Annotated in this window: 26 protein-coding genes; 16 read left to right on the forward strand and 10 right to left on the reverse strand. The window is 74.2% G+C overall.

Going from position 1 to position 26,479, the window contains the following annotated elements; all coding sequences use genetic code 11:
* Positions 1 to 9: 9 nt before the first annotated feature.
* From ELQ39_RS28535 to ELQ39_RS28545, 3 genes are all read right to left on the reverse strand, one after another.
* On the reverse strand, positions 10 to 474 hold the full coding sequence (locus tag ELQ39_RS28535; RefSeq protein WP_242594732.1) for an NUDIX domain-containing protein: 465 nt from the start codon (positions 472 to 474) through the stop codon (positions 10 to 12).
* Positions 471 to 2,009 carry an ATP-dependent DNA ligase gene (locus ELQ39_RS28540; RefSeq protein WP_242594733.1) on the reverse strand — a complete coding sequence of 513 codons (1,539 nt, stop codon included), beginning with the start codon at positions 2,007 to 2,009 and terminating at the stop codon, positions 471 to 473. Before ELQ39_RS28540 ends, ELQ39_RS28535 begins: the two co-directional genes overlap by 4 nt.
* 103 nt (positions 2,010 to 2,112) lie before the next feature.
* A complete protein-coding gene (locus ELQ39_RS28545; RefSeq protein WP_190003687.1) occupies positions 2,113 to 3,060 on the reverse strand; it encodes an FAD-dependent oxidoreductase in 948 nt (315 codons plus the stop codon).
* Positions 3,061 to 3,138: 78 nt separating this feature from the next.
* On the opposite strand from ELQ39_RS28545, the gene ELQ39_RS28550 reads away from it, so the two are divergent.
* The 6 genes from ELQ39_RS28550 (at position 3,139) to ELQ39_RS28575 (ending at position 8,374) form a co-directional block, all read left to right on the forward strand.
* Entirely contained in the window at positions 3,139 to 3,711 is a 573-nt protein-coding gene (locus tag ELQ39_RS28550; RefSeq protein ID WP_190003688.1) for a helix-turn-helix domain-containing protein, read from the forward strand.
* Between the two features lie 106 nt (positions 3,712 to 3,817).
* A complete protein-coding gene (locus ELQ39_RS28555; protein WP_190003689.1) occupies positions 3,818 to 4,795 on the forward strand; it encodes an NADPH:quinone oxidoreductase family protein in 978 nt (325 codons plus the stop codon).
* Entirely contained in the window at positions 4,792 to 5,973 is a 1,182-nt protein-coding gene (locus ELQ39_RS28560; RefSeq protein ID WP_242594734.1) for an acyl-CoA dehydrogenase family protein, read from the forward strand. Before ELQ39_RS28555 ends, ELQ39_RS28560 begins: the two co-directional genes overlap by 4 nt.
* A complete protein-coding gene (locus ELQ39_RS28565; protein ID WP_242594735.1) occupies positions 5,970 to 7,046 on the forward strand; it encodes an acyl-CoA dehydrogenase family protein in 1,077 nt (358 codons plus the stop codon). The genes ELQ39_RS28560 and ELQ39_RS28565 overlap by 4 nt, the downstream gene beginning before the upstream one ends.
* Before the next feature lie 168 nt (positions 7,047 to 7,214).
* The gene (locus tag ELQ39_RS28570) at positions 7,215 to 8,078 is read left to right on the forward strand and encodes a phosphatidylinositol-specific phospholipase C/glycerophosphodiester phosphodiesterase family protein (protein WP_242594736.1); all 864 of its coding nucleotides are present in this window, start codon (positions 7,215 to 7,217) and stop codon (positions 8,076 to 8,078) included.
* A gap of 101 nt (positions 8,079 to 8,179) precedes the next feature.
* Positions 8,180 to 8,374 (forward strand): hypothetical protein, encoded by a 195-nt coding sequence (locus ELQ39_RS28575; RefSeq protein ID WP_189904856.1) that lies wholly within the window; start codon positions 8,180 to 8,182, stop codon positions 8,372 to 8,374.
* Between the two features lie 180 nt (positions 8,375 to 8,554).
* Here ELQ39_RS28575 and ELQ39_RS28580 read toward each other — a convergent pair whose 3' ends face one another.
* Entirely contained in the window at positions 8,555 to 9,763 is a 1,209-nt protein-coding gene (locus ELQ39_RS28580; RefSeq protein WP_190003693.1) for an ROK family transcriptional regulator, read from the reverse strand.
* A gap of 97 nt (positions 9,764 to 9,860) precedes the next feature.
* Complete coding sequence (xylB, locus tag ELQ39_RS28585; RefSeq protein WP_242594737.1) at positions 9,861 to 11,306, reverse strand: xylulokinase; 1,446 nt, start codon at positions 11,304 to 11,306, stop codon at positions 9,861 to 9,863.
* 114 nt (positions 11,307 to 11,420) lie between these two features.
* Between xylB and xylA the strand changes: the two genes are divergently transcribed.
* From xylA to ELQ39_RS28600, 3 genes are all read left to right on the forward strand, one after another.
* Positions 11,421 to 12,587: a xylose isomerase gene (gene xylA, locus ELQ39_RS28590; RefSeq protein WP_048456374.1), complete on the forward strand. Its 1,167-nt coding sequence runs from the start codon at positions 11,421 to 11,423 to the stop codon at positions 12,585 to 12,587.
* A 352-nt stretch (positions 12,588 to 12,939) separates the two neighbouring features.
* Positions 12,940 to 13,434 (forward strand): hypothetical protein, encoded by a 495-nt coding sequence (locus ELQ39_RS28595; RefSeq protein WP_242594739.1) that lies wholly within the window; start codon positions 12,940 to 12,942, stop codon positions 13,432 to 13,434.
* A gap of 191 nt (positions 13,435 to 13,625) precedes the next feature.
* A complete protein-coding gene (locus ELQ39_RS28600; RefSeq protein ID WP_093552045.1) occupies positions 13,626 to 13,808 on the forward strand; it encodes a hypothetical protein in 183 nt (60 codons plus the stop codon).
* Positions 13,809 to 13,975: 167 nt separating this feature from the next.
* Here ELQ39_RS28600 and ELQ39_RS28605 read toward each other — a convergent pair whose 3' ends face one another.
* Both ELQ39_RS28605 and ELQ39_RS28610 read right to left on the reverse strand, forming a co-directional pair.
* Positions 13,976 to 14,824: a hypothetical protein gene (locus ELQ39_RS28605; RefSeq protein WP_242594740.1), complete on the reverse strand. Its 849-nt coding sequence runs from the start codon at positions 14,822 to 14,824 to the stop codon at positions 13,976 to 13,978.
* Between the two features lie 178 nt (positions 14,825 to 15,002).
* On the reverse strand, positions 15,003 to 15,602 hold the full coding sequence (locus tag ELQ39_RS28610; protein WP_225626283.1) for a class I SAM-dependent methyltransferase: 600 nt from the start codon (positions 15,600 to 15,602) through the stop codon (positions 15,003 to 15,005).
* Positions 15,603 to 15,751: 149 nt separating this feature from the next.
* Between ELQ39_RS28610 and ELQ39_RS28615 the strand changes: the two genes are divergently transcribed.
* The 5 genes from ELQ39_RS28615 (at position 15,752) to ELQ39_RS28635 (ending at position 20,685) form a co-directional block, all read left to right on the forward strand.
* Entirely contained in the window at positions 15,752 to 16,525 is a 774-nt protein-coding gene (locus ELQ39_RS28615; RefSeq protein ID WP_225626284.1) for an MHYT domain-containing protein, read from the forward strand.
* A gap of 35 nt (positions 16,526 to 16,560) precedes the next feature.
* Entirely contained in the window at positions 16,561 to 19,128 is a 2,568-nt protein-coding gene (locus ELQ39_RS28620) for a sensor histidine kinase (protein ID WP_242594743.1), read from the forward strand.
* Positions 19,125 to 19,559 (forward strand): roadblock/LC7 domain-containing protein, encoded by a 435-nt coding sequence (locus tag ELQ39_RS28625; RefSeq protein WP_190003700.1) that lies wholly within the window; start codon positions 19,125 to 19,127, stop codon positions 19,557 to 19,559. Before ELQ39_RS28620 ends, ELQ39_RS28625 begins: the two co-directional genes overlap by 4 nt.
* 22 nt (positions 19,560 to 19,581) lie before the next feature.
* Positions 19,582 to 19,992, forward strand: a complete 411-nt coding sequence (locus ELQ39_RS28630) for a DUF742 domain-containing protein (protein ID WP_242594744.1) — start codon at positions 19,582 to 19,584, stop codon at positions 19,990 to 19,992.
* Between the two features lie 87 nt (positions 19,993 to 20,079).
* Entirely contained in the window at positions 20,080 to 20,685 is a 606-nt protein-coding gene (locus tag ELQ39_RS28635) for a GTP-binding protein (protein ID WP_242594745.1), read from the forward strand.
* A gap of 51 nt (positions 20,686 to 20,736) precedes the next feature.
* Here the strand turns inward: ELQ39_RS28635 and ELQ39_RS28640 are convergent, their stop codons facing one another.
* Positions 20,737 to 21,165: a PPOX class F420-dependent oxidoreductase gene (locus tag ELQ39_RS28640; RefSeq protein ID WP_242594746.1), complete on the reverse strand. Its 429-nt coding sequence runs from the start codon at positions 21,163 to 21,165 to the stop codon at positions 20,737 to 20,739.
* A gap of 112 nt (positions 21,166 to 21,277) precedes the next feature.
* Here ELQ39_RS28640 and ELQ39_RS28645 point away from each other — a divergent pair, with 112 nt between their 5' ends.
* Entirely contained in the window at positions 21,278 to 21,688 is a 411-nt protein-coding gene (locus ELQ39_RS28645; RefSeq protein ID WP_242594747.1) for a roadblock/LC7 domain-containing protein, read from the forward strand.
* A gap of 139 nt (positions 21,689 to 21,827) precedes the next feature.
* The gene (locus ELQ39_RS28650) at positions 21,828 to 22,859 is read left to right on the forward strand and encodes a DUF6397 family protein (RefSeq protein ID WP_242594748.1); all 1,032 of its coding nucleotides are present in this window, start codon (positions 21,828 to 21,830) and stop codon (positions 22,857 to 22,859) included.
* A 121-nt stretch (positions 22,860 to 22,980) separates the two neighbouring features.
* Here the strand turns inward: ELQ39_RS28650 and ELQ39_RS28655 are convergent, their stop codons facing one another.
* Positions 22,981 to 23,847 (reverse strand): acyl-CoA thioesterase, encoded by an 867-nt coding sequence (locus tag ELQ39_RS28655; protein WP_190003706.1) that lies wholly within the window; start codon positions 23,845 to 23,847, stop codon positions 22,981 to 22,983.
* Positions 23,848 to 23,866: 19 nt separating this feature from the next.
* Entirely contained in the window at positions 23,867 to 26,380 is a 2,514-nt protein-coding gene (locus ELQ39_RS28660) for a DEAD/DEAH box helicase (protein ID WP_225626290.1), read from the reverse strand.
* Positions 26,381 to 26,479: the final 99 nt, after the last annotated feature.

Raw genomic sequence — 26,479 nt, forward strand, 5'->3', positions numbered from 1 at the left:
GAGGGCCTCTCAGAGCGAGTGCTCCGCCAGGCGGTCCAGAAACGCGGCCTGTGCCGACACGATCAGCTCGCGGGCCCGCTCCAGCGGGAACCAGGCGACCCGGTCCAGCTCCGGGAACTCCTGGGTCCGCCCCGACCTGGGCGGCCACTCCGTCGTGAACGTGCCGGGGACCACCGACGACGGGTCCAGGTCGGCCTCCACCGCCCATGCGGTGACCACCTTGCCGCCCGACTGGCGGACCTCCCCGAGCGGCACCGCCTCACCCTCCGGCGGGGGCAGCCCCAGCTCCTCCTGGAACTCGCGGCGCGCCGCGTCCCAGGCGGGCTCGTCGGGGTCGTACTCGCCCTTCGGCACCGTCCACGCCCCGGCGTCCCGGCGTGCGAAGAACGGGCCGCCCATGTGGCCGAGCAGCACCTCGACGCCCTCGCCGGTGCGCCGGAACAGCAGCAGGCCCGCGCTGCGGGCGTTCGTCACGGCCGCACCTCCGGGTGCGCGGCCAGCACGGTCTCGACGGTGTCCGCCTCCTCCGGGCGCTTGTCCTCGCGGTAGCGGATCACCCGGGCGAAGCGCAGCGTGACGCCGGCCGGGTAGCGGCTGGAGCGCTGCAGGCCGTCGTAGGCGATCTCCACGACGAGTTCGGGGCGCACGGTCACCGTGTAGCCGCTCTCGTCGACGGCGATCTCCCGCAGCCGCTTCGTCTGCCACTCCAGCACGGCGTCGGTCATGCCCTTGAAGGTCTTGCCGAGCATCGCGAAACCGCCGTCGGGGGTGCGCGCGCCCAGGTGCAGGTTGGAGAGCTTGCCGGTGCGCCGACCGTGGCCCCACTCGGCGGCCAGTACCACCAGGTCCAGCGTGTGCACCGGCTTGACCTTCAGCCAGGACGCGCCGCGCCGCCCCGCGCTGTACGGGGCCTGCAGGCCCTTCACCACGACGCCCTCGTGTCCGCGCTCCAGCGTCTCGGCGAGGAACCGTTCCGCCGCCTCCAGGTCGCCGGGGCCGTCCACCAGCGTGCGCCGCACCCGCATCGGCTCCGGCACCAGCCGGGCCAGCTCGGCGTGCCGCTCGGCGAACGGCAGGTCCAGCAGGTCCCGGCCGTCCACCGACAGCGCGTCGAAGAACACGGGGGAGACCGGCGTCTCCCGGGCGGCCGTCGCCACGTCCACCCGGGACCCGACCCGCCCGGCCGTCTCCTGGAAGGACCGAGGCCGCCCCGCGTCGTCGAAGGAGATCACCTCGCCGTCGAGGATGAACCGCCGCACCTCCAGCTCTCGCGCCGCCCGGGTCACCTCGGGCAGCCGGTCCGTGATGTCGTCCAGGGTGCGGGTGTGCACCCGCACGGTGTCCCCGTCGCGGTGCACCTGGACCCGGATGCCGTCGAGCTTCTCCTCGACCGCGCAGACGCCCAGCTTGTCGACCGCCTCCGCGACCGAGGAGGCGCTGTGCGCCAGCATCGGCTGCACCGGACGCCCGACGGTCAGCCGGAACCGCTCCAGCGCTTCAGGACCGTCCGCCAGCAGCGCCCCGGCGACCGGCTGGAGCGATCCGGCGAGCATCACCGCCCGCCGTACGGCGGCCGAGGCGGCGCCGGTCGCCTGGGCCAGCCCTTCCACCGCCACCGCGTCCAGGGCCCCCTGGCGCACCTCGCTGGTCAGCAGCCCCCGCAGGAAGCGCTGCTCCGCCTCGGTGGACGCGCCGAGCAGCTCGCCGACCAGCCGTGCCCGCTCGGCCTGCGAACCCGGACCCGAGACCTTCGCGAGCCGGGTGAGCAGCGCGTCCACCTCGCGCACCGTCAGGGACGGTTCGGCCGCGGGCGGCACCGGACTGCTCAGCACCTTCCAGCCGACCCCGATCCGCCCCTGCGGAAGCCGGCCCGCCAGGTACGGGATGACGACCGGGACGTCGTCCGGCCCGGCCTCCCGGAACAGCTCGGCGAGCAGTGCGGTCTTCCGCGACCGCGCCGAGGTGGCGGCCACCTCCTGGGACACCTGGGCCAGCCGGGACAGCAACATGCAGTCATCGTGCTACGAAGGTGTGCCTTCCACACCTCCGGATGCGTCCCGGGCCGGTCCGGCTTCCCTGCCGGGCCGGGCGGGCAGGCGCCGGAGCGGGTGGTCAGGCGCCGAGCGCCGCGTCCAGGTCCGCCATCCGCAGGTCACCGACGATCGCCGTCGCCGCGCGGTAGCCGCCGCTCGCCGCGTGCACCACCTGCTCGGTGAACCCGATCGCGTTGCCCGCCGCCCACACGCCCGGCACGCTGGTCAGTCCGTTCGGGTCGACCACCGGGTACGTCCCGAACGGGGTCTCGTCCATCTCCGCGCCCAGCCGCTCCAGCAGGCCCGTCTGCGGCACCGGGCGCGGCGCGACGAACACCACCGACCGGGAGTGCACGGTCCCGTCGGCCGTCCGTACGCCGGTCAGCCGGTCGTCCTCGACGACCAGGCCGGCGACCTCGCCCGGCACCACGTCCACGCCCGCCGCGGCCAGCCGGCGCAGGTCCAGGTCGGACAGCTCCTCCTCGGCGACCCGGTGCAGGAAGAACGTGACGTCCTTCGACCACCGGGACACCATCAGCGCCTGGTGGACGCCCGCCGGACTCGACGCCAGCACCCCGAAGGGCTCGTCCCGCACCTCCCAGCCGTGGCAGAACGGGCAGTGCAGCACGTCCCGCCCGAACCGCTCGGCGACCCCGGGGACGTCCGGCATCTCGTCCTTCAGCCCCGTCGCCACGACGATCCGCCGGGCGCGCACCCCGCCGCCCCGCTCCAGCGTCAGCGTGAAGTCCTCCCCCCGGGCCACGTCCGTCACCCGGTCCCGGACCAGCTCCACGCCGTAGCGCGCGATCTCCTCCCGGCCGAGCGCCAGGAACTCCGCCGGGGGCATCCCGTCCCGGCTCAGATAGCCCTGCATGTGCGCCGACGGCGCGTTGCGCGGCTCGCCCGCGTCGACCACCAGCGTGCGGTGCCGGGCCCGCCCCAGCACCAGCGCGGCGGACAGCCCCGCGGCTCCACCGCCGACCACGACCACGTCGTAGCGGCCGTCGTTCAGGTCCTGCTCGGTCATCGTGACCACCTCCACCGCCGACGGTCGCTCCTGCACCCGCGGATTGACAAACAAGTTTGCCGAACCTGCAATGTCCCCATGGTGACGGACGACGTTCTCGCGGAAGTGGGCCCCCGGCTGCGCCGGATCCGGAAGGAGCGGGAGGTGACGCTCGCGGCGCTGGCGGAGGCGACCGGCATCTCCGTCAGCACCCTGTCCCGGCTGGAGTCCGGGCAGCGCAAACCCGGCCTGGACCTGCTGCTGCCCATCGCGCAGGCCCATCAGGTGTCGCTGGACGAGCTGGTCGGCGCGCCCCCGGTGGGCGATCCGCGGGTGCGCTCCCGGCCGATCGTGCACGGCGGGCGCACCCACTGGCCGCTCACCCGGCAGCCGGGCGGGCTCCAGGCGTACAAGGTGCTCGAACCGAAGCGGAAGCTGGAGCCGGAACCGCGCACACACGAGGGTTACGAGTGGCTGTACGTGCTCTCCGGGAAGCTGCGGCTGGTGCTCGGCGAGCACGACGTGGTGCTGGCGGCGGGGGAGGCGGCCGAGTTCGACACGCGCGTACCGCACTGGTTCGGGTCGACGGGGGAGGGGCCGGTGGAGTTCCTCAGCCTCTTCGGGCCGCAGGGGGAGCGGATGCATGTGCGGGCGCGGCCGAAGAGGGGGTGAGACGCGGTCCGGGTGACGCGGGACGGTTCCCTTGAGGCAAGCGACCGCTTAGTATGCGGGGACCCGGTCAGCGAAGACGACGTTCACCGTCCCGTGGAGGCCCCGCATGCAGGCATGGCAAGTGCACGAACTCGGCGAGCCGGGCGAGGTGATGCGCCTCGCGGACGTCGGACGGCCGGCCCCCGGAGAGGGGCAGGTGCTGCTCCGGGTGCGCGCCGCCAACATCAACTTCCCGGACGCCCTGATGTGCCGGGGCCAGTACCAGGTGCGGCCGCCGCTGCCGTTCACCCCGGGCGTGGAGATCTGCGGCGAGACCGAGGACGGCCGCCGCGTGATCGCCAACCCGGCCCTGCCGTACGGCGGTTTCGCCGAGTACGCCGTCGCGGACGCCGCCGCGCTGCTGCCCGCGCCGGACGCGCTGGACGACGCCGAGGCCGCCGCCCTGCACATCGGCTACCAGACGGCCTGGTTCGCCCTGCACCGGCGGGCCCGTCTGGAGGCCGGCGAGACCCTGCTCGTGCACGCCGCGGCGGGCGGCGTGGGCAGCGCCGCCGTGCAGCTCGGCAAGGCGGCCGGCGCCACCGTCATCGGCGTGGCGGGCGGCGCCGACAAGGCAGCCGTCGCCCGCGACCTGGGCTGCGACGTGGTGATCGACCGGCGCGAACAGGACGTCGTCGCCGCGGTCAAGGAGGCCACCGGCGGACGCGGCGCCGATGTGGTCTTCGACCCCGTCGGCGGGGAGGCGTACACCCAGTCCGCCAAGACCGTCGCCTTCGAGGGCCGCATCGTGATCGTCGGCTTCGCGAGCGGCACCATCCCGAGCCCCGGCCTCAACCACGCCCTGATCAAGAACTACGCGATCCTCGGCCTGCACTGGGGCCTCTACAACACGAAGAACCCCAAGCTGGTCCAGCACTGCCACGAACAGCTCACCGAGCTGGCCGCCCGGGGCGCGATCAAGCCGCTGGTGAGCGAGCGCGTCCCGCTCGCCGGGGCCGCCGACGCCGTGCAGCGGGTCGCCGACGGCGTCACCACCGGCCGCGTCACCGTGCTGCCGTCCCTGGAGAACGGAGCCGCCGCATGACCGACGCCGACGAACTGCGCCGCCGCACCCGGGAGTTGCTGGCCGCGCACCCGCCCGCCGAGACGGAGCGCCTGGACTTCCTGCGCGCCCGCTTCGACGCCGGACTCGCCTGGGTGCACTTCCCCGAAGGACTCGGCGGGCTCGGCCTGCCGCGCTCCCTCCAGGCCGTCGTCGACACCGAACTGGAGGCCGCGGGCGCCCCCGACAACGACCCGCGCCGCATCGGCATCGGCCTGGGCATGGCCGCCCCGACGATCCTCCAGTACGGCACCGACGAGCAGAAGGCGCGCTTCCTGAAGCCGCTGTGGACCGGGGAGGAGGTCTGGTGCCAGCTGTTCAGCGAGCCCGGCGCCGGCTCCGACCTGGCCGCGCTCGGCACACGCGCCGTCCGCGAGGGCGACGACTGGGTGGTCAACGGACAGAAGGTGTGGACGTCCAGCGCCCATCTCGCCCGCTGGGCCATCCTCATCGCCCGCACCGACCCGGACGTGCCCAAGCACCGGGGCATCACCTACTTCGTGTGCGACATGACCGACCCCGGCGTCGAGGTGCGGCCGCTGCGCCAGATCACCGGCGAGGCCGAGTTCAACGAGGTGTTCCTCACCGACGTCCGCATCCCCGACAGCCGCCGTCTCGGCGAGGTCGGCGACGGCTGGCGGGTCGCCCAGACCACCCTGAACAACGAACGCGTCGCCATCGGCGGCATGCGCCTGCCCCGCGAGGGCGGCATGATCGGCCCGGTCGCGAAGACCTGGCGCGAACGCCCCGAACTGCGCACCCATGACCTGCACCAACGGCTGCTGAGGCTGTGGGTCGAGGCGGAGGTCGCCCGGCTCACCGGCGAACGCCTCCGCCAGCAGCTCGTCGCCGGACAGCCCGGCCCCGAGGGCGCCGGCATGAAGCTCGCCTTCGCCCGCCTCAACCAGGAGATCAGCGGCCTGGAGGTGGAACTGCGCGGCGAAGAAGGGCTGTTGTACGACGACTGGACCATGCGCCGCCCCGAGCTGGTTGACTTCACCGGCCGTGACGCCGGCTACCGCTATCTGCGCTCCAAGGGCAACAGCATCGAGGGCGGGACCAGCGAGGTCCTGCTGAACATCGTCGCCGAACGCGTCCTGGGCCTGCCCGCCGAACCGCGCACCGACAAGGACGTCGCCTGGAAGGACCTCGCCCGATGAGCGATCTTCTGTACTCGGAGGAGGAAGAGGCGCTCCGCGCCGCCGTCCGGGACCTGCTCACCGACCACTGCGACACGGCGTCCGTGCTCGCCCGCGCCGAGTCGGACGCCCCGCACGACCCGGCCCTGTGGAAGACCCTCGCCGACGGCATGGGCCTCGCCGGGCTGCTGGTCCCCGAGGACCGGGGCGGCCAGGGCGCGACCCACCGCGAGGCCGCCGTCGTCCTGGAGGAGCTGGGCCGCGCGGTCGCCCCCGTGCCCTACCTGACGAGCTCCGTGGTCGCCACCGAGGCACTGCTGGCCTGCGCGGACGGCGGTGACCTGCTCGACGGCCTGGCGTCCGGACGCGTGATCGGCGCGCTCGCCGTCGGCCTGCACACCGCCCCCGGCGCCGCGTACGCCACCGTGCGAGCGGACGGCAGCGTTCTGCACGGCGAGTTGACGGGCATCGCGGACGCCGCCGTCGCCGACGTGCTGCTGGTGCCGGCGGACGACGGCGGGCTGTACGCGGTGACGGCCGACGCGGTCACCGTCACCCCGCAGACGTCCCTCGACCTCACCCGCCCCCTCGCCCGCGTCACCCTCGACGCCGCCCCGGGCCGCCGTGTCGGCGACGCGGGGCCCGCCGTACGGCGCGCCCTGCGCGCCGGGGCGGGACTCCTCGCCTCGGAGCAACTCGGCGCCGCCGAGTGGGCCTTGGCCGAAACCGTGCGGTACCTGAAGGACCGCAAGCAGTTCAACCGCCCCGTCGGCGGGTTCCAGGCGCTCAAACACCGGCTCGCCCAGTTGTGGCTGGAGGTCGTCAGCCTGCGCGCCGCCGCGCGGGCCGCCGCCGACGCCCTCGCGACCGGCGAGGACACGGACGTGTCGGTCGCCGTCGCGCAGGCCTACGCGGCCCCCGTCGCCGTCCGCGCCGCCGAGGAGGCCCTGCAACTGCACGGCGGCATCGGCATGACCTGGGAACACCCGGTGCATCTGCGCCTCAAGCGAGCCAAGGCCGACTCGATCGCCTACGGCACGGCGGGAGCCCACCGGGAGGCGCTGGCGGAGCTGGTCGATCTGCGGGCGCCCTGACCGGTGCTCAGCCGGCGGCCCGTCCTCCCTCTTCCGGGGTGGCGGGCCGCCGCCCGCGGGTGAACGGCCGACGGCGAACCGGCCAACTCATCGCACACCCCTGCTCCTTGAGTGCCACGGGACCCCATACTCGCCAGGACCCCGTACGGCACCTCAGGGAGGCAGCGCATGGCCCTCACCACCCGTCGCAGAGCCCTCACCACCCTCGGCGTCGCCCTCGCGAGCCCCCTCGCCCTCCCCGCGGCGCAGGCCCTCGCCGGCCACCATCCGCACCGCCCGCGCCCGTTGTGGCGCGCGCACGCCCACAACGACTACGAGCACCCCCGCCCCCTGCTCGACGCCCTCGACCACCGCTTCGGCAGCGTCGAGGCGGACATCTACCTGGTCGGCGGACAACTGCTGGTCGCCCACGACCCCGAGGACCTCGACCCCGCCCGCACCCTGGAGTCGCTGTACCTGGACCCGCTCGCCGCCCGCGTCCGCGCCAACCGCGGCACGGTGTACCGCGGCGACCGCGGCTCGTTCCAGCTGCTGATCGACCTCAAGACGGAGGGAGCGTCCACGTACGCGGAACTCGACCGCCGACTGCGCCGCTACAAGGGCCTGTTCACGACGTACGCCCACGGCAGGGTGTTCCCCGGTCCGGTCACCGCAGTGATCTCGGGCGACCGCGCCGCCCGCGCGCCCATGGAGGCCCAGCGGGTCCGTCACGCCTTCTACGACGGCCGGCTGACCGACCTCGGCGGCCCGGCGCCGGCCTCGTTCGCGCCGCTGATCAGCGACAACTGGGCGCTGAACTTCACCTGGCAGGGTGTCGGCGCGTTCCCCGAGGCGGAACGCCGGAAACTGCGCACGCTGGTGGGCACGGCCCACGCGCGCGGGCAGCGGGTGCGGTTCTGGGCCACCCCGGACGCGCCCGGTCCCGCGCGGGACGCGCTGTGGGGCGAACTGGTCGCCGCGGACGTCGACCACCTCAACACCGACGACCTCGCCGGCCTGGAAGCCTTCCTCGACGCCCACCGGACGGTGTGACACCACACGTTCGGCGGACAGGTCAGCCGCCCGGACGAACCCTCCGCTACGCCACACTTGCGGCCGAACGCCGCGAAAAGGTGCGGCGGAGGAGGTTGACGATGGCCATTTCCATCTCAGTGGTGCTGCTGCTCTCGATCCTGGCGGTGATCTTCCTGCGCAACGGCGGGCTGAAGATCTCCCATGCCCTGGTCTGCCTGCTGCTGGGCTTCTATCTGGCCAGCACGAGCATCGCGCCCACGATCCACAGCGGCCTGACGGCCACGGCGGACATCGTCAGCAGCCTGCGGCCGTGAGGGCCTGCGCCCTCACGGCCGGACCGGGGTGGTCCTGACGGCCCGTCGGCGGGGTGAGGGCGCCGGGGCCGTTCGAGGGCGGTGCGGGGCCGCGGTCGGCGGTCACCGGTGGGTCCGAGGGGTGCAGTGCTGTCGTGCGCCGGTCGCGGTCGGTCGTGGGAGGGCACACCCCCACAGGGGTCAGGTCCGTTCGGCCACCGCCGCCGGGTCGTCCAGGACGCCCCGCACCACCGAGTGGGCCGCGCCCAGCAGCGGTCCTTGCGGGCCCAGGGCGGAGACGGAGACCGGGCAGGGCGGGCCCGCCGTGCGTCGGGCCAGCTCCGAGCGGAGCGACGGCAGCAGCCAGGGGGAGAGCCCCGACAGCGCGCCGCCCAGCACCACGTTCTCGGGGTCCAGGAGGTTGACCGCCCCCGTCAGGGCGATGCCCAGCGCCGTGCCCGCGTCGTGCAGGGCGCGTCGTACCGCGGCGTCGCCCTGTTCCGCTCGGCCCGCGAGCAGGCCGACGCGGTCCTCGCCGGGTTCGAGGCCGGCCGCACGCAGCACCGCCTCCTCGCCCGCGTACTGCTCCAGGCAGCCCCGGCCCCCGCAGGCGCACGACGGGCCGTCGGGCCACACCGGGACGTGGCCCAGTTCGCCCGCGAATCCCCGGTTGCCGTGCAGTACCCGCCCGTCGACGACGACCGCCGCACCGATGCCGATCTCGGCCGAGACGTGCAGGAAGTCGCGCGGGGTGTCCTCGCCGAGCCACAGTTCGGCGAGCGCGCCGAAGTTGGCCTCGTTGGCCACGGTCAGGGGCAGCTTCTCGGGGAGCAGAGGGCCGAGGTCCGTGTCCAGCCAGCCGAGGTTCGGGGCGCGGACGACGGTGCGGGCGTCGCGCGCCACCAGGCCGGGCACGGCGACCGCGAGCCCGGCCGGCCACAGGCCCACACCTTCCGCCTCGGCCACCACCCGGTGGATCAGCCCGGTGAGTTCGCCGAGCACGGGCCCGGGGGAGCGGTCCCGGTTCGCCCCATGCCGCACCGCCCGCGCCCGGACCTCACCGCGCAGATCGACCGCGCACACCGCGAGGTGGTCGACCCCCACCTCCGCGCCGATCCCGGCGGGACCCCGTCCGCTGACCGCGAGGGCCGAACCGGGCCGGCCGACCCGTCCGGGCCGCTCCGGGCCGAGCTCCTCCAGCAGCCCCGTGCGGATGAGTTCGTCGACCAGCGTGGACACCGCCGCGCGGGTCAGCCCGATGCGGGAGGCGACGGCGGCCCGGGACAGCGGCCCCTCGTCCCGGACGGTGTGCATCACCCGCGACAGGTTGCGGCGGCGCATGCCCTGCTGGGTGTCGGGCAGGACGCGACCCTGACCCGCCGGGCGGGCCTTGTGCAGCGGTGCGCTCATTCCTCCGTCAATCCTCGGTTCGGGTCCGTCCGCGCCCGGCGGACGTCCACGGCGGCCGTCTCGGGGCCGCCGTGGGGCGGCGCCCGCCGGGGCGTCGTCAGCCGTTGCCCGGGGCGCGCTCCAGCAGCGGGGCCGCGTCGGAGAGTACCCCGGCCAGCCGGGACAGGGTCTCCTCGTCCCGCTCCACCGCGTCCAGCACCGGCCCCTGCGCCGTGCCCCAGCGGCGGGCGACCGCGGCCGGGTCCTCCCCGGTGAGCAGCCCGGCCGCCTGGGCCGCCGCGCCGAGCGCGACCAGCTCCTTCGCCTCGGGCACCTGCACCGGCCGCCCGGAAAGCCGCCGTACGGTCTGCTGCCAGGCCGTGCCGCGCGCGCCGCCGCCGATCAGCAGCAGCGGCGTCGACGGGTCGGCGTCCTCGTCGAGAACCAGGTCGAGCGCGGCCAGCAGGGAGTAGACGGCGCCGTCGTAGGCGGCCTGGAGCAGCTGGCCGCCGGTGGTGTCGTGCCGCAGACCGTGCAGCAGACCCGAGGAATGGGGGAGGTTGGGGGTGCGCTCGCCGTCCAGGAACGGCAGCAGGGTGAGGCCGCGGCCCGGCTCGACGGCCTCACGGTCCAGGCCCAGCAGGGCGGCGACCCGGTCCACGGCGAGCGTGCAGTTGAGGGTGCAGGCCAGCGGCAGCCAGTCGCCGCGCGCGTCGGCGAAGCCGGCCACGGTGCCGGTCGGGTCGGCGGGCCGGTGCTCCGACACCGCGTACACGGTGCCCGAGGTGCCGAGGCTCATCACCGGCGTGCCGGGGCGCACCCCGAGGCCCAGCGCGGCGGCGGCGTTGTCGCCCGTACCGCCCGCCACGAGCGTCCCCCTGGAGAACGGCAGGCCGTGCCCGTCGCGCACGGTGCCGGCCACCTCGCCCGGCCGCACCACACGCGGCAGCAGCGCCGGGTCGAGCCCCACGTGCGCCAGGATCTCCTCGTCGTACGCCTCCGTCGCGGACGCCCACCAGCCGGTGCCCGAGGCGTCTCCGCGGTCGGTGGTGCCCTGGCCGGTGAGCCGCTCGGTCAGGTAGTCGTGGGGGAGCCGCACCGCCTTCGTGGCGCGCACCGCGTCCGGCTCGTGCTCCGCCAGCCAGGCCCACTTGGTGACCGTGAAGGACGCGGTGGGCAGGCTGCCGGTCCGGTCGGCCCACGCCTTCGCGCCGCCCAGTTCCTCCACCAGCCGGCGCGCCTGCGGGGCGGACCGCACGTCGTTCCACAGCAGCGCAGGGCGGACCGGCTCGCCGTGCTCGTCCAGCGTGACCAGACCGTGCTGCTGCCCGCCTATCGACACGGCCGCGGCCTCGTGCGCCGCCTCGCCGCACTGCCGCAGCGCCTCGGTCAGGGCGTCCCACCACTGACGCGGATCGCTCTCCCGTCCCGCGCCCGAGGTCACCGTGTGCGGCGCCTGGCCGCTCGCGACGACCCTGCCGGTCGCCACGTCGACGACCAGGGCCTTGGTGGACTGGGTGGATGTGTCCACGCCGACGACGAGCGGACCCTCGGCTGCTGACATCGGTCTCTCCCTCTTCCGCGCCCCGGCGGGGTGTGTCTCTTCCCAGAAATGTTCCTGCATACTAATTTGTAAACCGCCATGACGAAATAGTCTCAGCGAGCAAGGAGCCGCGGCATGAGCTACCAGCCCACCCCCGAGGACAAGTTCACGTTCGGCCTGTGGACCGTCGGCTGGCAGGGACGGGACCCCTTCGGCGACGCCACCCGCGGCGCCCTCGACCCGGCCGAGTCCGTCCGCCGCCTCGCCGAGCTCGGCGCCCACGGCGTGACGTTCCACGACGACGACCTCATCCCCTTCGGCGCGAGCGACAGCGAGCGCGCCGAGCACATCAAGCGGTTCCGCCAGGCGCTGGACGAGACCGGCATGAAGGTCCCGATGGCGACCACCAACCTGTTCACCCACCCGGTGTTCAAGGACGGCGGCTTCACCGCGAACGACCGTGACGTGCGCCGTTACGCGCTGCGCAAGACCATCCGCAACATCGACCTCGCGGTCGAGCTCGGCGCGCAGACCTACGTCGCCTGGGGCGGCCGCGAGGGCGCCGAGTCCGGCGCCGCCAAGGACGTCCGGGTCGCCCTCGACCGCATGAAGGAGGCCTTCGACCTCCTCGGCGAGTACGTCACCTCCCAGGGCTACGACATCCGCTTCGCCATCGAGCCCAAGCCGAACGAGCCCCGCGGCGACATCCTCCTGCCGACCATCGGCCACGCCCTCGCCTTCATCGAGCGCCTCGAGCGCCCGGAGCTGTACGGCGTCAACCCGGAGGTCGGCCACGAGCAGATGGCCGGGCTCAACTTCCCGCACGGCATCGCCCAGGCCCTGTGGGCGGGCAAGCTGTTCCACATCGACCTCAACGGCCAGTCCGGCATCAAGTACGACCAGGACCTCCGCTTCGGCGCGGGCGACCTGCGCGCCGCGTTCTGGCTGGTGGACCTGCTGGAGTCGGCCGGCTACGAGGGCCCGCGCCACTTCGACTTCAAGCCGCCGCGGACCGAGGACTTCGACGGCGTCTGGGCCTCCGCGGCCGGCTGCATGCGCAACTACCTGATCCTCAAGGAGCGCGCGGCCGCCTTCCGTGCGGACCCGGAGGTGCAGGAGGCGCTGCGCGCGGCCCGGCTGGACGAGCTCGCCCAGCCGACGGCGGGCGACGGCCTCCAGGCCCTGCTCGCCGACCGCTCGGCCTTCGAGGACTTCGACCCGGACGCGGCGGCGGCCCGTGGCATGGCCTTCGAGCGGCTGGACCAGCTGGCGATGGACCACCTGCTGGGCGCGCGGGGCTAGGTTCTCGACGGGGCCCGCTTCCTTGAGGGCGGGCCCCGGCCGTTGTCGCGGACGGAGGGGTTCCCCGGTCATGCGGTCCGCGGCGCGGTGAGGGCTTGGCGCGCAGTCCCCCGCGCCCCTTCCGGGCGCGTCCACCGCAGCACCTCCAGGGGCGCGGGGAACCGCGCGAGCAGCCCACGACGACCCGCACCCGGCCTGGGCGGATCCGGGGAGCGGGGTGCCACAAGCACCCGCGCGCCGGGTGTGCGCTCTGCGCGGGGAGCGCGGTGTTCCGGGTGCGGGTGCCACGACTGGCGGGCGGTTTCACCGCCGTCTTCTCGCGCGGTCGGGGACCCGCGGCGACGATGTGTCCATGGCCACGCCACCCGTACCGCCCCAGCAGCCGCCCGGCCCGCCGGACGACGCACCCCCGCCGCACGGCGGAGGCTTCGGCCCGCTCTCCTACGGCGACGGGTCCTCGCCCGGCCCGCCCGACGACGGCGGAGGCCGAGGCGGGCCGGGAGGCGGCCCCGGACGGCGCCGCCTGCTGATCCTGTTGCTCGCCGTGATCGCGGCCGCCCTGGTGGTCGCCATCGCCGTGCTCGTCACGTCGGACGAGGACGGTCCGGACACGGAGCCCACGGAGACCGCCACCGGCGGCCCGTCACTGGACCTTCCGTCGGAGTTCCCGACCGGGCTGCTGCCCTCGGACTTCCCGACCGGGCTGCTGCCCTCGGACTTCCCCACGGAGCTGCCCTCCGGCTTCCCGACCGCGCTGCCCAGCGACTTCCCGAGCGGTCTGCCCACCGCGCTGCCCAGCGGACTGGAATCGCTGCTGCCGGGGCTGGACGGCGTGGACGCCCCCTGACGTCGGACGCGTCCCGCGGGTACCCCTGTGCTGTGAGGTGCGTCACCATGGTGGGAAGGAGGCCGTCGGCCGCCGCGAGACCTTAGGGGGCGCATCTCAGGGACGTCTCAGGGTGGCGGCCAGGAACCGCCGCCGACGCGGACCCGTTTTCACGTCAGAGAGCGGCAATGGCCGCGAAGGAGGCGACGCACATGTCGAAGAACGCGAAGATCGCCGCGGGGGGTGTCGCGGCCGGGCTCATCCTGCTCATCTGGCTGCCCTGGTGGGCCGCGCTCCTGATCATCCTGGGAGTCCCGGCAGCCGCCTACCTCGCCCTGGACCCGTCCCAGAGGCAACGCCTGCGGCGGACCACCCGCAAGGAGCTGGGCCGCTGAGGCGGAGTGCGCACTGACGCGCCGACGGAGGATCGGGCGCCCGAGACACCGGGCGCCCGAGGCGCGGGCCGGGGTGCGCGTCCCGCCGTGTGCCTCGGACACTCCCGCTCGGAACGGCCGTAGGGCGTGCCCGTCCGCACCCCGGTGCCGCGCACGTCAAGCGGCACTCACAGCGGCCGTACGGCCATCTCGTCCAGAGCCTTCAGCAGCCCCGGCAGTTCCGGCCCCCGCCCGACCGGAAGCACCTCGCCGGGTTCGTCGTCGAGCAGGACGAAGGCGATGTCGTCGGTCCGCGCGACCAGCGACCATCCGGGCCCGTCCGCGCGCAGCGTCCGCGCACCGCCCGGTGCGAAGGACGACCGCACCCGCCCCAGCGGCGGCGGCGTGTCGATGTAGGCGCGCGCCTCGGCCAGCACACGGCGGATCCCGCCGTGCCCGCCCGTCGGGGCGGCTCCGCTCTCGCCTCCGCCCCCGTCCTCGCCGGCGTCCGACGCCGCCGAGTCCGGAGTGGGGAACGCCGAGTCGTCCACCTGTTCCCGCCACGTCGCCCACTGCAGCGCGATCTCGTCGGCTCCCAGACGCCGCTGGGCCGGCCCCCACACCTCCGCGTCCGGCGGCGTCAGCGGCGGCATGTCCGCCACGTCGGGGGAGGGATCGTGCGGCGCGGGCACGTTCGGCGCCGCCACGGCCACCGCGAGGGGCCAGCCGGGCAGCGCGGCGACGACCGTGCGCTCGTCCGGCGACAGGTCGTGCTCCATCCCGCAGTCCCAGGACGCGATCGCGACCGCGACCAGCGAGACGTCGTCGACGACCACGGTCCACCGGGCGCCTTCACCGTCCTGGCCGAGCACCAGCCCGTAGCCGTCGGCCACGGGCGGAAGGCCGAGCGCCGCGCACGCCTCGGGGTAGTCGTCGCCCAGCACGCTGGGGAACTTCGCGGGCGTCAGCAGCGCCGCCGTCAGCACGTAGAGCGCGTCGTCGTCGGCGGCGACGGCTTCCTGGTCCGTCCCGGCCATCCCAGCCTCCCCATCGGTTCGTCCGTCGGCGCGCACCCTATGCCGACCCCGCGCCCGTTGTCACGACCCCGCACCCGCGCCCGGGCCTGCAGGTTTCCGGCCGGACGGGGCGAATCGACCCCGTGCGCGGGCACGTTCGCGAACCCCGCACGAAAGCCCCGCCGGCGCCGAACACGCCTCAGGCGTCCCGCACCGCCAGCGCCAGGAACCGCGTGTCCTCGTCGACGTACGACGTCAAGCGCCAGCCCGCGCCGGTGAGCAGCGCCCGCAGGTTCGGCTCGGCGCGCAGGTCGTCCGGGGTGAGCTCGCGCCCCTGGCGTGCGGCGAGGGCGGCCCGTCCGATCGGGTGGAACAGGGCGAGCACCCCGCCCGGCCGCACCACGCGCCGGATCTCCCGCAGGTTCTCGGCCGGCCGCGGCAGATGCGCGATCAGCCCGGCCGCGAACACGGCGTCCAGCGAGGACGAGCGCAACGGCAGCGCCGCCACGTCCGTCAGCAGCAGCGTCCCGTCCCGGTCCCGCCCGGCCCGTGCGGCCTCCCGCAGCATCCCGGGCGTCAGGTCCGCGCCCAGCACCACCCCGGACGGTCCCACCACCGCGCGCAGCGCGGGCAGCGCCCGCCCGGTGCCGCAGCCCGCGTCCAGCACCCGGCCGCCCTCGCGCAGCCCGAGCTCGGCCGCCGCGGCGGCGTAGGCGGGGCCGTCGTCGGGGAACCGGCGGTCCCAGTCGGCGGCACGGGCGCCGAAGAACTCCTGCACATGTGTGTGGTCGTCGCTCATGCACCGCATGATCCCTCACCGGAACCGACGACACCGGGCGCGCACGTTCGAGCGCGATGCGGTCGCACCACGCCACCGGTGCGTCAACTTTGCGCCGCTTTCGAAACGCGCCCCCTCCGCGCTCCTGCGCCCCCTAGCGTCCCCGGGTCATGGGACACCTGGACCACGCCACCCTCGGGTGGCTCACCCCCGTGCTGTCGTACGCGATGGCATGCGCCGGCGCCGCTCTCGGGCTGCGCTGCACCGTCCGCGCGCTCGCCGCCACCGGCCGCCTGCGGCGCAACTGGCTGCTCACCGCCGCCTCCGCGATCGCCACCGGCATCTGGACCATGCACTTCACGGCCATGCTCGGCTTCGGCGTGAGCGGCACCGACATCCGCTACGACGTGCCGCTCACCCTGCTGAGCCTGGTGGCCGCCATGCTGTTCGTCTGCGCGGGGGTGTTCGCCGTCGGCCGTCACCCCGGGCGGGTCCAGGCCCTGTTGCTCGGCGGGCTCACCACCGGGTTCGGCGTCGCCGGTATGCACTACCTGGGCATGGCGGCGGTCCGGCTGCACGGCGAGGTGAGCTACGACCCGGTGCGGGTGGCGCTCTCCGTCCTCATCGCCGTCGTGGCCGCCACGGCCGCGCTGTGGGCGGCCCTCGCCATCCGCTCCCCGGCCGCCGTCACCGTCGCCTCCCTGATCATGGGCGCGGCCGTCAGCAGCATGCACTACACGGGCATGTACGCGGTCAGCGTGCGGGTCACGCCGTCCGGTGAGCCGCTGCCCGGAGCGAGCGCCATGTCGTTCGTCTTCCCGCTCGCCGTCGGCCTCGGCGCCTACCTCTTCATCACGTCCGCCTTCGTGGCGCTGTCCCCGGCGGCCGGGGAACGCGGCGCGTCCGCCTCCGCCCGGCGGCCGGCCGGACGCCCCGCCCACTGACCGCCGCCGCCCGCCCGCCAACGAGCGAGGAGTACATGCGCACACCCCGGAGGAAGCCGAGTGCCCGCGCCGAGGCGCCGTCCCCGCCTCCCGTCCGCGGCCGGCGCGCCCACGCGGGACCGCCCGCCGACGAGGGACCGATGCCCCCGGAGGGCCCGGGCGGTGCGGGCGCACCGCGTCTGCGCGGCCCGGCCGGTCCCCGGACCGTCCGCGCCAGGATCATCTGCCTGCTGATGGTGCCGGTCGTCTCCCTGCTCGCCCTGTGGGGGTACGCCACCGTGACCACCGCCCAGGACGTCTCCCGGCTCCGCCAGGTGCAGCGTGCCGACTCCGCAGTCCGCACCCCTGTCGCCCAGGCCGTCACCGCCCTCCAGGCCGAGCGCGCCGCCGCCGTGCGCCGCGCGTCCGACACGGCGGCCGTCGGAGAAGCGGAGTTCACCCGTCTGGCGCAGCGCACCGACCGCGCCGTCACCCGTCTGCGGCTCGGCGACGACCGCACCGTCGCCGACGGGCAGGCGCTGCCCCGCGCGGTCGCCGAGCGGCTCGACGCCTTCGTCACCGCCGCCGAACGGCTGCGTCCGCTGCGCGCCGACGTCCGTGAAGGCCGCGCGGGCTGGGCACGGACGTACGAGCGGTACACCGCCGCCATCGACGGGGCCTTCCGCGTGGGCGGCGCCCTCACCGGCGTCCAGGACGCCGAACTCGGCGCCGACGCGCGCGTCCTGCTCGAGTTCTCCCGTGCGGGCGAGGCCCTCGCCCAGGAGGACGCGGTCCTCGCCGCGGCCCGGCTGCACGGCAGCCTCGGCGGGGACCGCCTGCGCCTGTTCACCGGGGCGGTCGAACTGCGCCGCACCCTCACCGCCTCCGCCGCGGCCGACCTGCCCGGAGCGGCCCGGCCCGCCTGGAGCACGCTCGCCGGCAGCCGCGCCTACGCCGTCCTCTACACGGCGGAGGACAAGATCCTCACCGCCGGCCCCGGGGCCCGGGCGGCCGAAGCCGTCCCCCGCGCCACCTGGGACGCCGCGCACGCGCGCGTGAGGGACGAACTGCGGACCGTCGAGCGGCACGCGGCGGCGTCGGTCGCCGGACGCGCCGACCCCGTCGAGCGGGGACTGCTCGGACCGGCCGGCGCCGCCGTGCTCTTCGGCCTCCTCGCCGCCGCGGCCTCACTCGTCATCTCGGTCCGCATCGGACGCGGCCTGGTGATCGAACTGGTCGGCCTGCGCGACGACGCCCTCGAGATCGCCCACCGCAAACTCCCCGAGGCCATGCGGAGACTGCGCGGAGGCGGGGAGATCGACATCCGGGCGGAGGCCCCGCACGGACCACCCGCCCAGGACGAGACCGGTCAGGTCGCCCAGGCCCTCAACACCGTCCACCGGGCCGCCCTGCGCGCCGCCGTGGAACGCGCCGAACTGGCCGGCGGGATCAGCGGCGTCTTCGTCAACCTCGCCCGCCGCAGTCAGGTCCTGGTGCACCGTCAGCTCAGCCTGCTCGACAGCATGGAACGCCGCTCCGACGACCCGGACGAGCTGAGCGACCTCTTCCGCCTCGACCATCTCACCACCCGCATGCGCCGCCACGCGGAAAGCCTCATCATCCTCTCCGGCGCCGCCCCGGGCCGCGCCTGGCGCAAGCCCGTGCCGCTGACCGACGTGGTGCGCGCGGCCGTCTCCGAGGTGGAGGACTACGCGCGCGTGGAGGTGCGGCAGCTCGCCGAGACGTCCGTCGCGGGCGCTGCCGTCGCCGACCTCACCCACCTCCTCGCCGAGATCATCGAGAACGCGGCGCAGTTCTCCCCGCCCCACACCCGGGTGCGCGTCACCGGCGAACCCGTCGGCAACGGCTACGCCGTCGAGGTCGAGGACCGCGGCCTCGGCATGGGCAAGGAGGCCCTCGCCGAGGCCAACCGCCGCATCACCGAGTCCGAGGCGCTCGACCTGTTCGACAGCGACCGGCTCGGCCTGTTCGTGGTCAGCCGGCTCGCCGCCCGCCACGCCGTCAAGGTGCACCTCAAGACCTCGCCCTACGGCGGCACCACCGCGGTCGTCCTCCTCCCCACCGCACTGCTCGACGACCGCGCCGAGCAGAGACCTCCCGGCACGCCGGCCGAGGCCTCCGCCGAGGAGAGCCCGGAGCCGCGCGAACCCGCCCGCCCACCGCACGCCGGGACCGCCCACGTCCCGCCACGGCCCAGGGCGGTCGCCGCCCCCGACATCCGGCGCGCCCTGGTGGCCCCCGTAACCGACCCGCCGCCGGAACCCAGCCGCGTGGCGCACGCCGTGCCACGCGCCGATCCGGGCGTCGAGCCCCAGAGCCCCCAGGGAGCCGCCACCTTGCGCCTGCACCGCACGGAGGAGCCGGCCGGCTCCTGCGACCTGCCCCGCCGGGTACGCCAGGCCAGCCTGGCGCCCCAGCTCCGCGACGGCCGGCCGGACACACCCGGACCCGCACGGGGCGACGGCGGAGACGACGACCGCACCCCCGAACTCGTACGGGACCGCATGACGGCCTACCGCGACGGCTGGACGCGCGGCGGCGGCCGGCCGCCCGGCGCCTCCCGCGGCACGGCGCGGCCCAGCACCGAAGGAGACCCCGCATGATCCAGGAACCGCGCACCGGCGCAGGCCGGCGCTCCGGCGAACTCGACTGGCTGCTCGACGACCTGGTGCTCCGCGTCACCGACGTACGGCACGCCGTGGTGCTGTCCGGCGACGGACTCGCCATGGGTGCCTCCGGGGGCCTCGGCCGTGAGGACTCCGAGCACCTGGCGGCCGTCGCCTCCGGGTTCCACAGCCTCGCCAAGGGCGCCGGACGGCACTTCGGGGCCGGCGGCGTACGCCAGACCATGGTCGAGATGGACGACGGCTTCCTGTTCGTGGCCGCCGCGGGGGAGGGCTCCTGCCTGGCGGTGCTCACCTCCGTCACCGCCGACATCGGCCTCGTGGCGTACGAGATGGCCCGGCTCGTCCGGCGTGTGGGCGAGCACCTGGACACCGCGCCGCGCGTCGCCGCACGGCCGCCGGCCGGATGAGACGGGAAAGCGGTCCGAGCAGATGACCGACGACACGACCGGCGCCTCGCGTGAACCGGGCAGCCAGTGGTACGACCACGAGGCCGGCCCGCTGGTCCGGCCGTACGCCGTGACCGGCGGGCGCACCGCACCCGGCCCGTCCGGTGTGCGCTTCGACCTGATCGCCCTGGTCGGCCTGGACCCCGCCGCGCCCGCCGGGGACGACCCCGCGCTCGGCCCCGAGCACCGCGCGCTGATCGACCTGTGCCGCCCGGAGACCCAGTCCGTCGCCGAACTCGCGGCCGGCGCCGACCTGCCCGTCGGTGTGGTCCGGGTCCTCCTCGGCGACCTGCTGGAACGCGGCCGGGTCACCGTCAGCAGACCCGTACCGCCCGCCCAGCTGCCCGACGAGCGGGTGCTCCGCGAGGTCATCGCGGGGCTCCGGGCGCTGTAGCGGGCGCCGGTGCCGTGCCGGCCGCGCAGCGGCGGCACCCACCTTCACGGAACAGCGTCTGAAACACCCTCACGGAAAGAGCGAACGATGGTCTCCGAACACCCCGACGCCCCCGCCGGCGAGACGACGGCTCTGGCGCTGAAGATCCTGGTCGCCGGCGGTTTCGGCGTGGGGAAGACCACGCTGGTGGGCGCGGTCAGCGAGATCCGGCCGCTGCGCACCGAGGAGATGCTCAGCGAGGCCGGACGGACGGTGGACGACACCGACGGCGTCGACCACAAGGTCACCACGACCGTCGCCATGGACTTCGGCCGCATCACCATCCGCTCCGGGCTCTCCCTGTACCTCTTCGGCACCCCGGGCCAGGACCGCTTCTGGTTCCTGTGGGACGAACTGGCGCAGGGCGCGCTCGGCGCGGTCGTGCTCGCGGACACCCGGCGGCTGGAGGACTGCTTCCCGGCGGTCGACTACTTCGAGCACCGGAAGATCCCCTTCGTCGTCGCCGTCAACTGCTTCTCCGGGGCCAGGCGGCACGACGCGCACGACGTGTGCCGCGCGCTCGACCTCGACCCGGGCACGCCCGTGGTGCTGTGCGACGCCCGCGAGCGCGACTCGGGCAAGGAGGTGCTCATCCAGCTCGTCGAGTACGCCGGGCGCATGCACACCGCCCGGCTGCTCGACTCGGTGGGATGACCGCGGCGTCCGCCGGTCCGCCCGGCGCCTTGTCCCGGACCCCGCCCGGTGTCAGTCCGCCACGCCCTTTTCGGCCAGCACCTTGTCGATCCGCACCCTGACCAGCAGCTCGCCCGGCACACCGTTGCGGGCGCCGAACTCCTCCGCGCGGTCCTCGCCCATGTACCGCGCGCCGATCCGTGCGGCCCAGTGCCGCAGCTCCCCGGGCTCCTCCGAGAGACGCGCCCGGCCCTCCAGGATCACGTATGCGAAGGGCGGGCGGTCGTCGTCCACGCAGAGGGCGATCCGCCCGTCACGGGCCAGGTTGCGCCCCTTCACGGTCGCCGCGCCGGTGTTGAACACCAGGTCGTCCCCGTCGAGCACGAACCAGATCGGCGCCAGGTGCGGACGGCCGTCGGCGCGGACGGTGGCCAGTTTCCCGGTGCGGGTGCCGTGCGAGACGAACTTCCGCCACTCTTCCTCGGTCATCTTCTGTCCCATGGCTCCCATCTTCCTTGCCCGCCGCCCGGTCGTGGGGAAGGCTGGCGCAGGGACCCTCCCGACCGGAGGGACGACACACGGGGCACACGGGGACAACAGGGGGAAACACGACATGGGGCGGAACCAGGGACTCGACTGGCTGCTGGACGACCTGACCCAGCGCGTCGAACACGTACGGCACGCGCTGATCCTCTCGAACGACGGCCTGGTGACGGGGGCGAGCACGGGCCTGCGCCGCGAGGACGCCGAGCATCTGGCCGCCGTCTCGTCCGGGCTGCACAGCCTCGCCAAGGGCTCGGGGCGGCACTTCGGCGCGGGCGGGGTGCGGCAGACGATGGTGGAGTTCGACGAGGCGGTCCTCTTCGTGACCGCCGCCGGCTCCGGGAGCTGTCTGTGCGTCCTCAGCGGCGCCGAGGCCGACATCGGGCACATCGCCTACGAGATGACGTTGCTCGTCAACCGGGTCGGCGAGCATCTGGACGTCGACACCCGGCACCGACCGGAACCGGGCGGGGGCGTCTGACCTGCGAAATCATCATGCTGGTGACAGGTGCGGCGGCAGTTGTCCACAGGCTGCACACGCTGTGTGACGGAACGGCTACCGTCTTTCCCGGAGCGGGCGCAACCGGCGCCGGCCCTTCGAACCCACGGGGGAGACGAGCATGTCCCGACGGACGACGACCACCACGCAGCGCACGGTCACGGCTCTCGACACGGGTGCCGGCCCTGCCGTGGCCGAGGACGACCCCTGGGTCACGACCGGCCGCGCGGCACGGGAACTGGGCCTGCGGCGCACCGAGTTCGACTTGGCCGTGCGACTCGGCCGCATCCGCACGCGGCCCGGAAGGGTGCCGGGGGAGCGGCGGGTCGCGCGGGCGGAGATCGAACGGCTGCGGGCCGGACCGGACTTCCCCGAGGCGCTGCGCCGCAGCGTGCACGCCGTGGGGACCGCGGAGGGCGCCGACCTGCTGGGAGTGGCGAAGGCACGCTTCACCCGGCTGGCGAGGCTCGGCCTGCTGGTTCCGGTGGCGTTCCACCTGAACCGCTACCGTGCCGTGGTCTGGCTGTATCTGGCGGACGAACTGCGGCTGTTCGGCGACGACGAGAAGCACGCGGCGCTGCTGACCGGGCGCATGCCCGAGGGGCTGCGGGGCCTGCTGGACTCCGGGACCGACCTGCGGCCCCGCAACTGGCGCAGCAGGCACCTCGGTTTCCTGCTCAGGGAGGCCGAGGACCCCTGGGCGCGTGCGGGCGCGGTCGCGTCGTTCCTCGACCCGCTGCACGTGGCAGAACTGGTGCGGGACCCCTACGACCGGTCGCATCTCAACGGGTTCCGCCGCCGTCCGCCCGGCGGCGCGAACCCCGAGTCGCCGGGGGCGCGGATCGCGGCGGACCTCATGACAGCCCGCGACGACGACGAGATCGCCTGGCTGCGGGCCGACCTGACCCGCCTGGTGGACGAGGCCAGGGCCCACCGCCCGGCGCCCCGGCCGTCCGTGTCGTGCCGGACGGCGCCCGCGTCCGAGCCACCCGCGTCCCGCCGGCCGGTGCTCGCGCCCCCGCCGGCGCGGCCCGCCGCCTCGGCCCGCCGGGACACCCCGGCCGCCGCCGACCGCGCCGGACGCCGAGGCCTGCTGGCCCGCTGGCGCCACCGGACCTCCCGAGCAGCGACGAGTCCGGCGACGCCGGGATGATGCGAACGGAAGGCCCTAGCGGCGCGCGGCGCCGTCCAACGCCCGTGCGCGGGCGGGACACCGGTGCTGCGGGTGCCCGGAGCCGCCGGAGCATCCCCTGCCCCTAGCGCCGTCCGCGCATCTACAGCGCCCGGAAGAGCCCCTCCTGCACGACCGAGACCAGCATGCGCCCCTCCCGGTCGTAGATCCGGCCGCGGGCCAGCCCGCGACCGCCCGTGGCGATGGGGGACTCCTGGTCGTACAGGAACCACTCGTCCGCACGGAACGGCCGGTGGAACCACATCGCGTGGTCCAGCGACGCCATGTCGAACCCGCGCGGACCCCACAGCGGCTCCACCGGGATCCGCACCGCGTCCAGGAGCGTCATGTCGCTGGCGTAGGTCAGCGCGCAGGTGTGCACCAGCGGGTCGTCGCCGAGCGGTCCGACCGCGCGCATCCACACCGCGCTGCGCGGCTGAGCGCCCTCGATCTCGTCCGGCTTCCAGCGCAGCCGGTCGACGTAGCGGATGTCGAAGGGCTGGCGGCGCGCCATCCGCTCCAACTGCTCCGGCAGCGCGCCCAGATGTTCCCGGATCTCCTCCGCGACCGTCGGCAGCGACTCGGGGTCCGGCACCTCGCGGGCCGGCGGCAACTGGTGCTCGAAGCTCCCCTGTTCAGGCTTGTGGAAGGAGGCGGTCAGATTGAAGATCGTGCGGCCCTGCTGCACGGCGGTGACCCGGCGGGTCGTGAACGACCTGCCGTCCCGCACACGTTCCACCTGGTACACGATCGGCACCCCGGGCCGGCCCGGGCGCAGGAAGTACGCGTGCAGCGAGTGCACCGGGCGGTCGCCCTCCGTGGTGCGGCCCGCGGCGACCAGCGCCTGGCCGGCGACCTGCCCGCCGAAGACCCGTTGCAGCGACTCCTGCGGGCTGCGGCCGCGGAAGATGTCGACCTCGATCTGCTCCAGGTCGAGCAGATCGACGAGGCTCTCGGCCGGGTTCGTCATGGGTGCGTCTCTCCTGTGCTCACAGCTGGCCGACGTCGGTGACCCGCACGACGGCACGGCCCTCCGCGTCGGAGGCCGTCAGATCGACCTCGGCGCTGATGCCCCAGTCGTGGTCGTCGTTCGGGTCGTCGAAGATCTGGCGGACCCGCCACAGCCCGTTCTCCGGCTGCTCGTCGATGATGAGCAACTTGGGACCGCGGGCGTCAGGACCGGTGCCGAGCTCCTCGTACTCGTCCCAGTACTTGTCCATCGCCTCGCCCCACGCGTCGGCGTCCCAGCCGTACTCGCCGTCCATCTCGCCCAGCGCGTCCACCTGGTCGAGGGCGGCGAGTTCCACGCGCCGGAACATGGCGTTGCGGACGAGCACCCGGAAGGCGCGGGCGTTCGCGGTGACCGGCTTGACCTGGTCGGCCTTCTCCTGGGCCTCCTCGGCGGTCATCTCCTCCGGGTTCGCCAGCTGCTCCCACTCGTCCAGCAGGCTGGAGTCGACCTGGCGCACCGTCTCGCCCAGCCAGGCGATCAGGTCCTCCAGGTCCTCCGACTTCAGGTCGTCGGGGACGGTGTGCTCCAGCGCCTTGTAGGCGCTCGCGAGGTAGCGCAGCACGATGCCCTCGGTGCGGGCCAGTTCGTAGTGGGACACCAGCTCCGTGAAGGACAGCGCCCGCTCGTACATGTCCCGGACCACGGACTTGGGCGACAGCGGATGGTCGCCGACCCACGGGTGGGACTTGCGGTACGTGTTGTACGCGTGGAAGAGCAGCTCCTCCAGCGGCTTCGGGTAGGTGATGTCCTGGAGGCGCTCCATGCGCTCCTCGTACTCCACCCCGTCGGCCTTCATCGCGGCTACCGCCTCACCGCGCGCCTTGTTCTGCTGGGCGGCGAGGATCTGCCGCGGGTCGTCCAGCGTGGACTCCACCACGGACACCATGTCGAGCGCGTACGACGGCGATTCGGGGTCCAGCAGCTCGAAGGCGGCCAGCGCGAACGTGGACAGCGGCTGGTTGAGCGCGAAGTCCTGCTGCAGATCCACGGTGAGACGCACGATGCGCCCCTCCGCGTCCGGCTCGTCGAGCTTCTCGACGATGCCGCCGTCCAGCAGCGACCGGTAGATCGCGATCGCCCGGCGGATGTGGCGGAGCTGCTGTTTGCGCGGCTCGTGGTTGTCCTCCAGCAGGCGGCGCATCGCCTCGAAGGCGTTGCCGGGCCGGGCGATGACCGACAGCAGCATGGTGTGGGTGACGCGGAAGCGGGAGGTCAGCGGCTCCGGCTCGGACCCGATGAGCTTCTCGAAGGTCTGCTCGCTCCACGCGACGAACCCCTCGGGTGCCTTCTTGCGCACCACCTTGCGGCGCTTCTTCGGATCGTCGCCCGCCTTCGCCAGCGCCTTCTCGTTCTCGATGACGTGCTCCGGCGCCTGGGCCACCACGAAGCCCTCGGTGTCGAAACCGGCCCGCCCGGCGCGCCCAGCGATCTGGTGGAACTCGCGCGCCCGCAGCGTGCGGACCCGGTTGCCGTCGTACTTGGTGAGCGCGGTGAACAGCACCGTGCGGATGGGCACGTTGACGCCCACACCGAGGGTGTCGGTGCCGCAGATGACCTTCAGCAGACCGGCCTGCGCCAGCTTCTCCACCAGGCGCCGGTACTTGGGCAGCATGCCGGCGTGGTGCACGCCGATGCCGTGCCGCACGTAACGGGACAGGTTGCGGCCGAACTTGGTGGTGAATCGGAAGTTGCCGATCAGGTCGGCGATCTTGTCCTTCTCCTCGCGCGTGCACATGTTGATGCTCATCAGCGCCTGGGCCCGCTCCACCGCCTGCGCCTGCGTGAAGTGCACGATGTACACCGGCGCCTGCCGGGCCTCGAGGAGATCGGTCAGCGTCTCGGTGAGCGGCGTGTACCGGTACTCGTACGACAGCGGGACCGGCCGGGTCGCCGAGCGGACCACGGCGGTGGGCCGATCGGTACGACGGGTGAGGTCCTTCTCGAAGAAGGAGACGTCGCCGAGCGTCGCCGACATCAGCACGAACTGCGCCTGCGGCAGCTCGAGCAGCGGGATCTGCCAGGCCCAGCCACGGTCCGGCTCCGCGTAGAAGTGGAACTCGTCCATCACGACCTGGCCGACGTCGGCGTCCTTGCCGTCGCGCAGGGCGATCGAGGCGAGCACCTCGGCGGTGCAGCAGATCACCGGGGCGTCGGCGTTCACGGACGCGTCGCCGGTGAGCATGCCGACGTTCTCGGTGCCGAAGATCTTGCACAGCTCGAAGAACTTCTCCGAGACGAGCGCCTTGATGGGTGCCGTGTAGAAGGTGACCTCGTCCCGCGCCAGCGCCGCGAAGTGGGCACCCGCGGCGATCATGCTCTTGCCGGAGCCGGTGGGCGTCGAGACGATCACGTTCGCCCCCGACACCACCTCGATCAGCGCCTCCTCCTGGTGGGGATAGAGAGTGAGACCGCGCTCCTGCGCCCACGACTCGAAGGCTTCGTACAGGGCGTCGGGGTCGGCGGTCGGCGGGAGCTGATCGATGAGGGTCACCACCCCATCTTGCCTGCCCGGACACCCGATGCGGGAATCGGCTGTCGGCTCGAAGATCACTACCGCTACGCTGTGTCGCCGGCGCAGCGTCAGCGCCCC

The organism is Streptomyces sp. GB4-14 (genome assembly GCF_022696125.1).
GTDB classification, from domain to species: domain Bacteria; phylum Actinomycetota; class Actinomycetes; order Streptomycetales; family Streptomycetaceae; genus Streptomyces; species Streptomyces werraensis.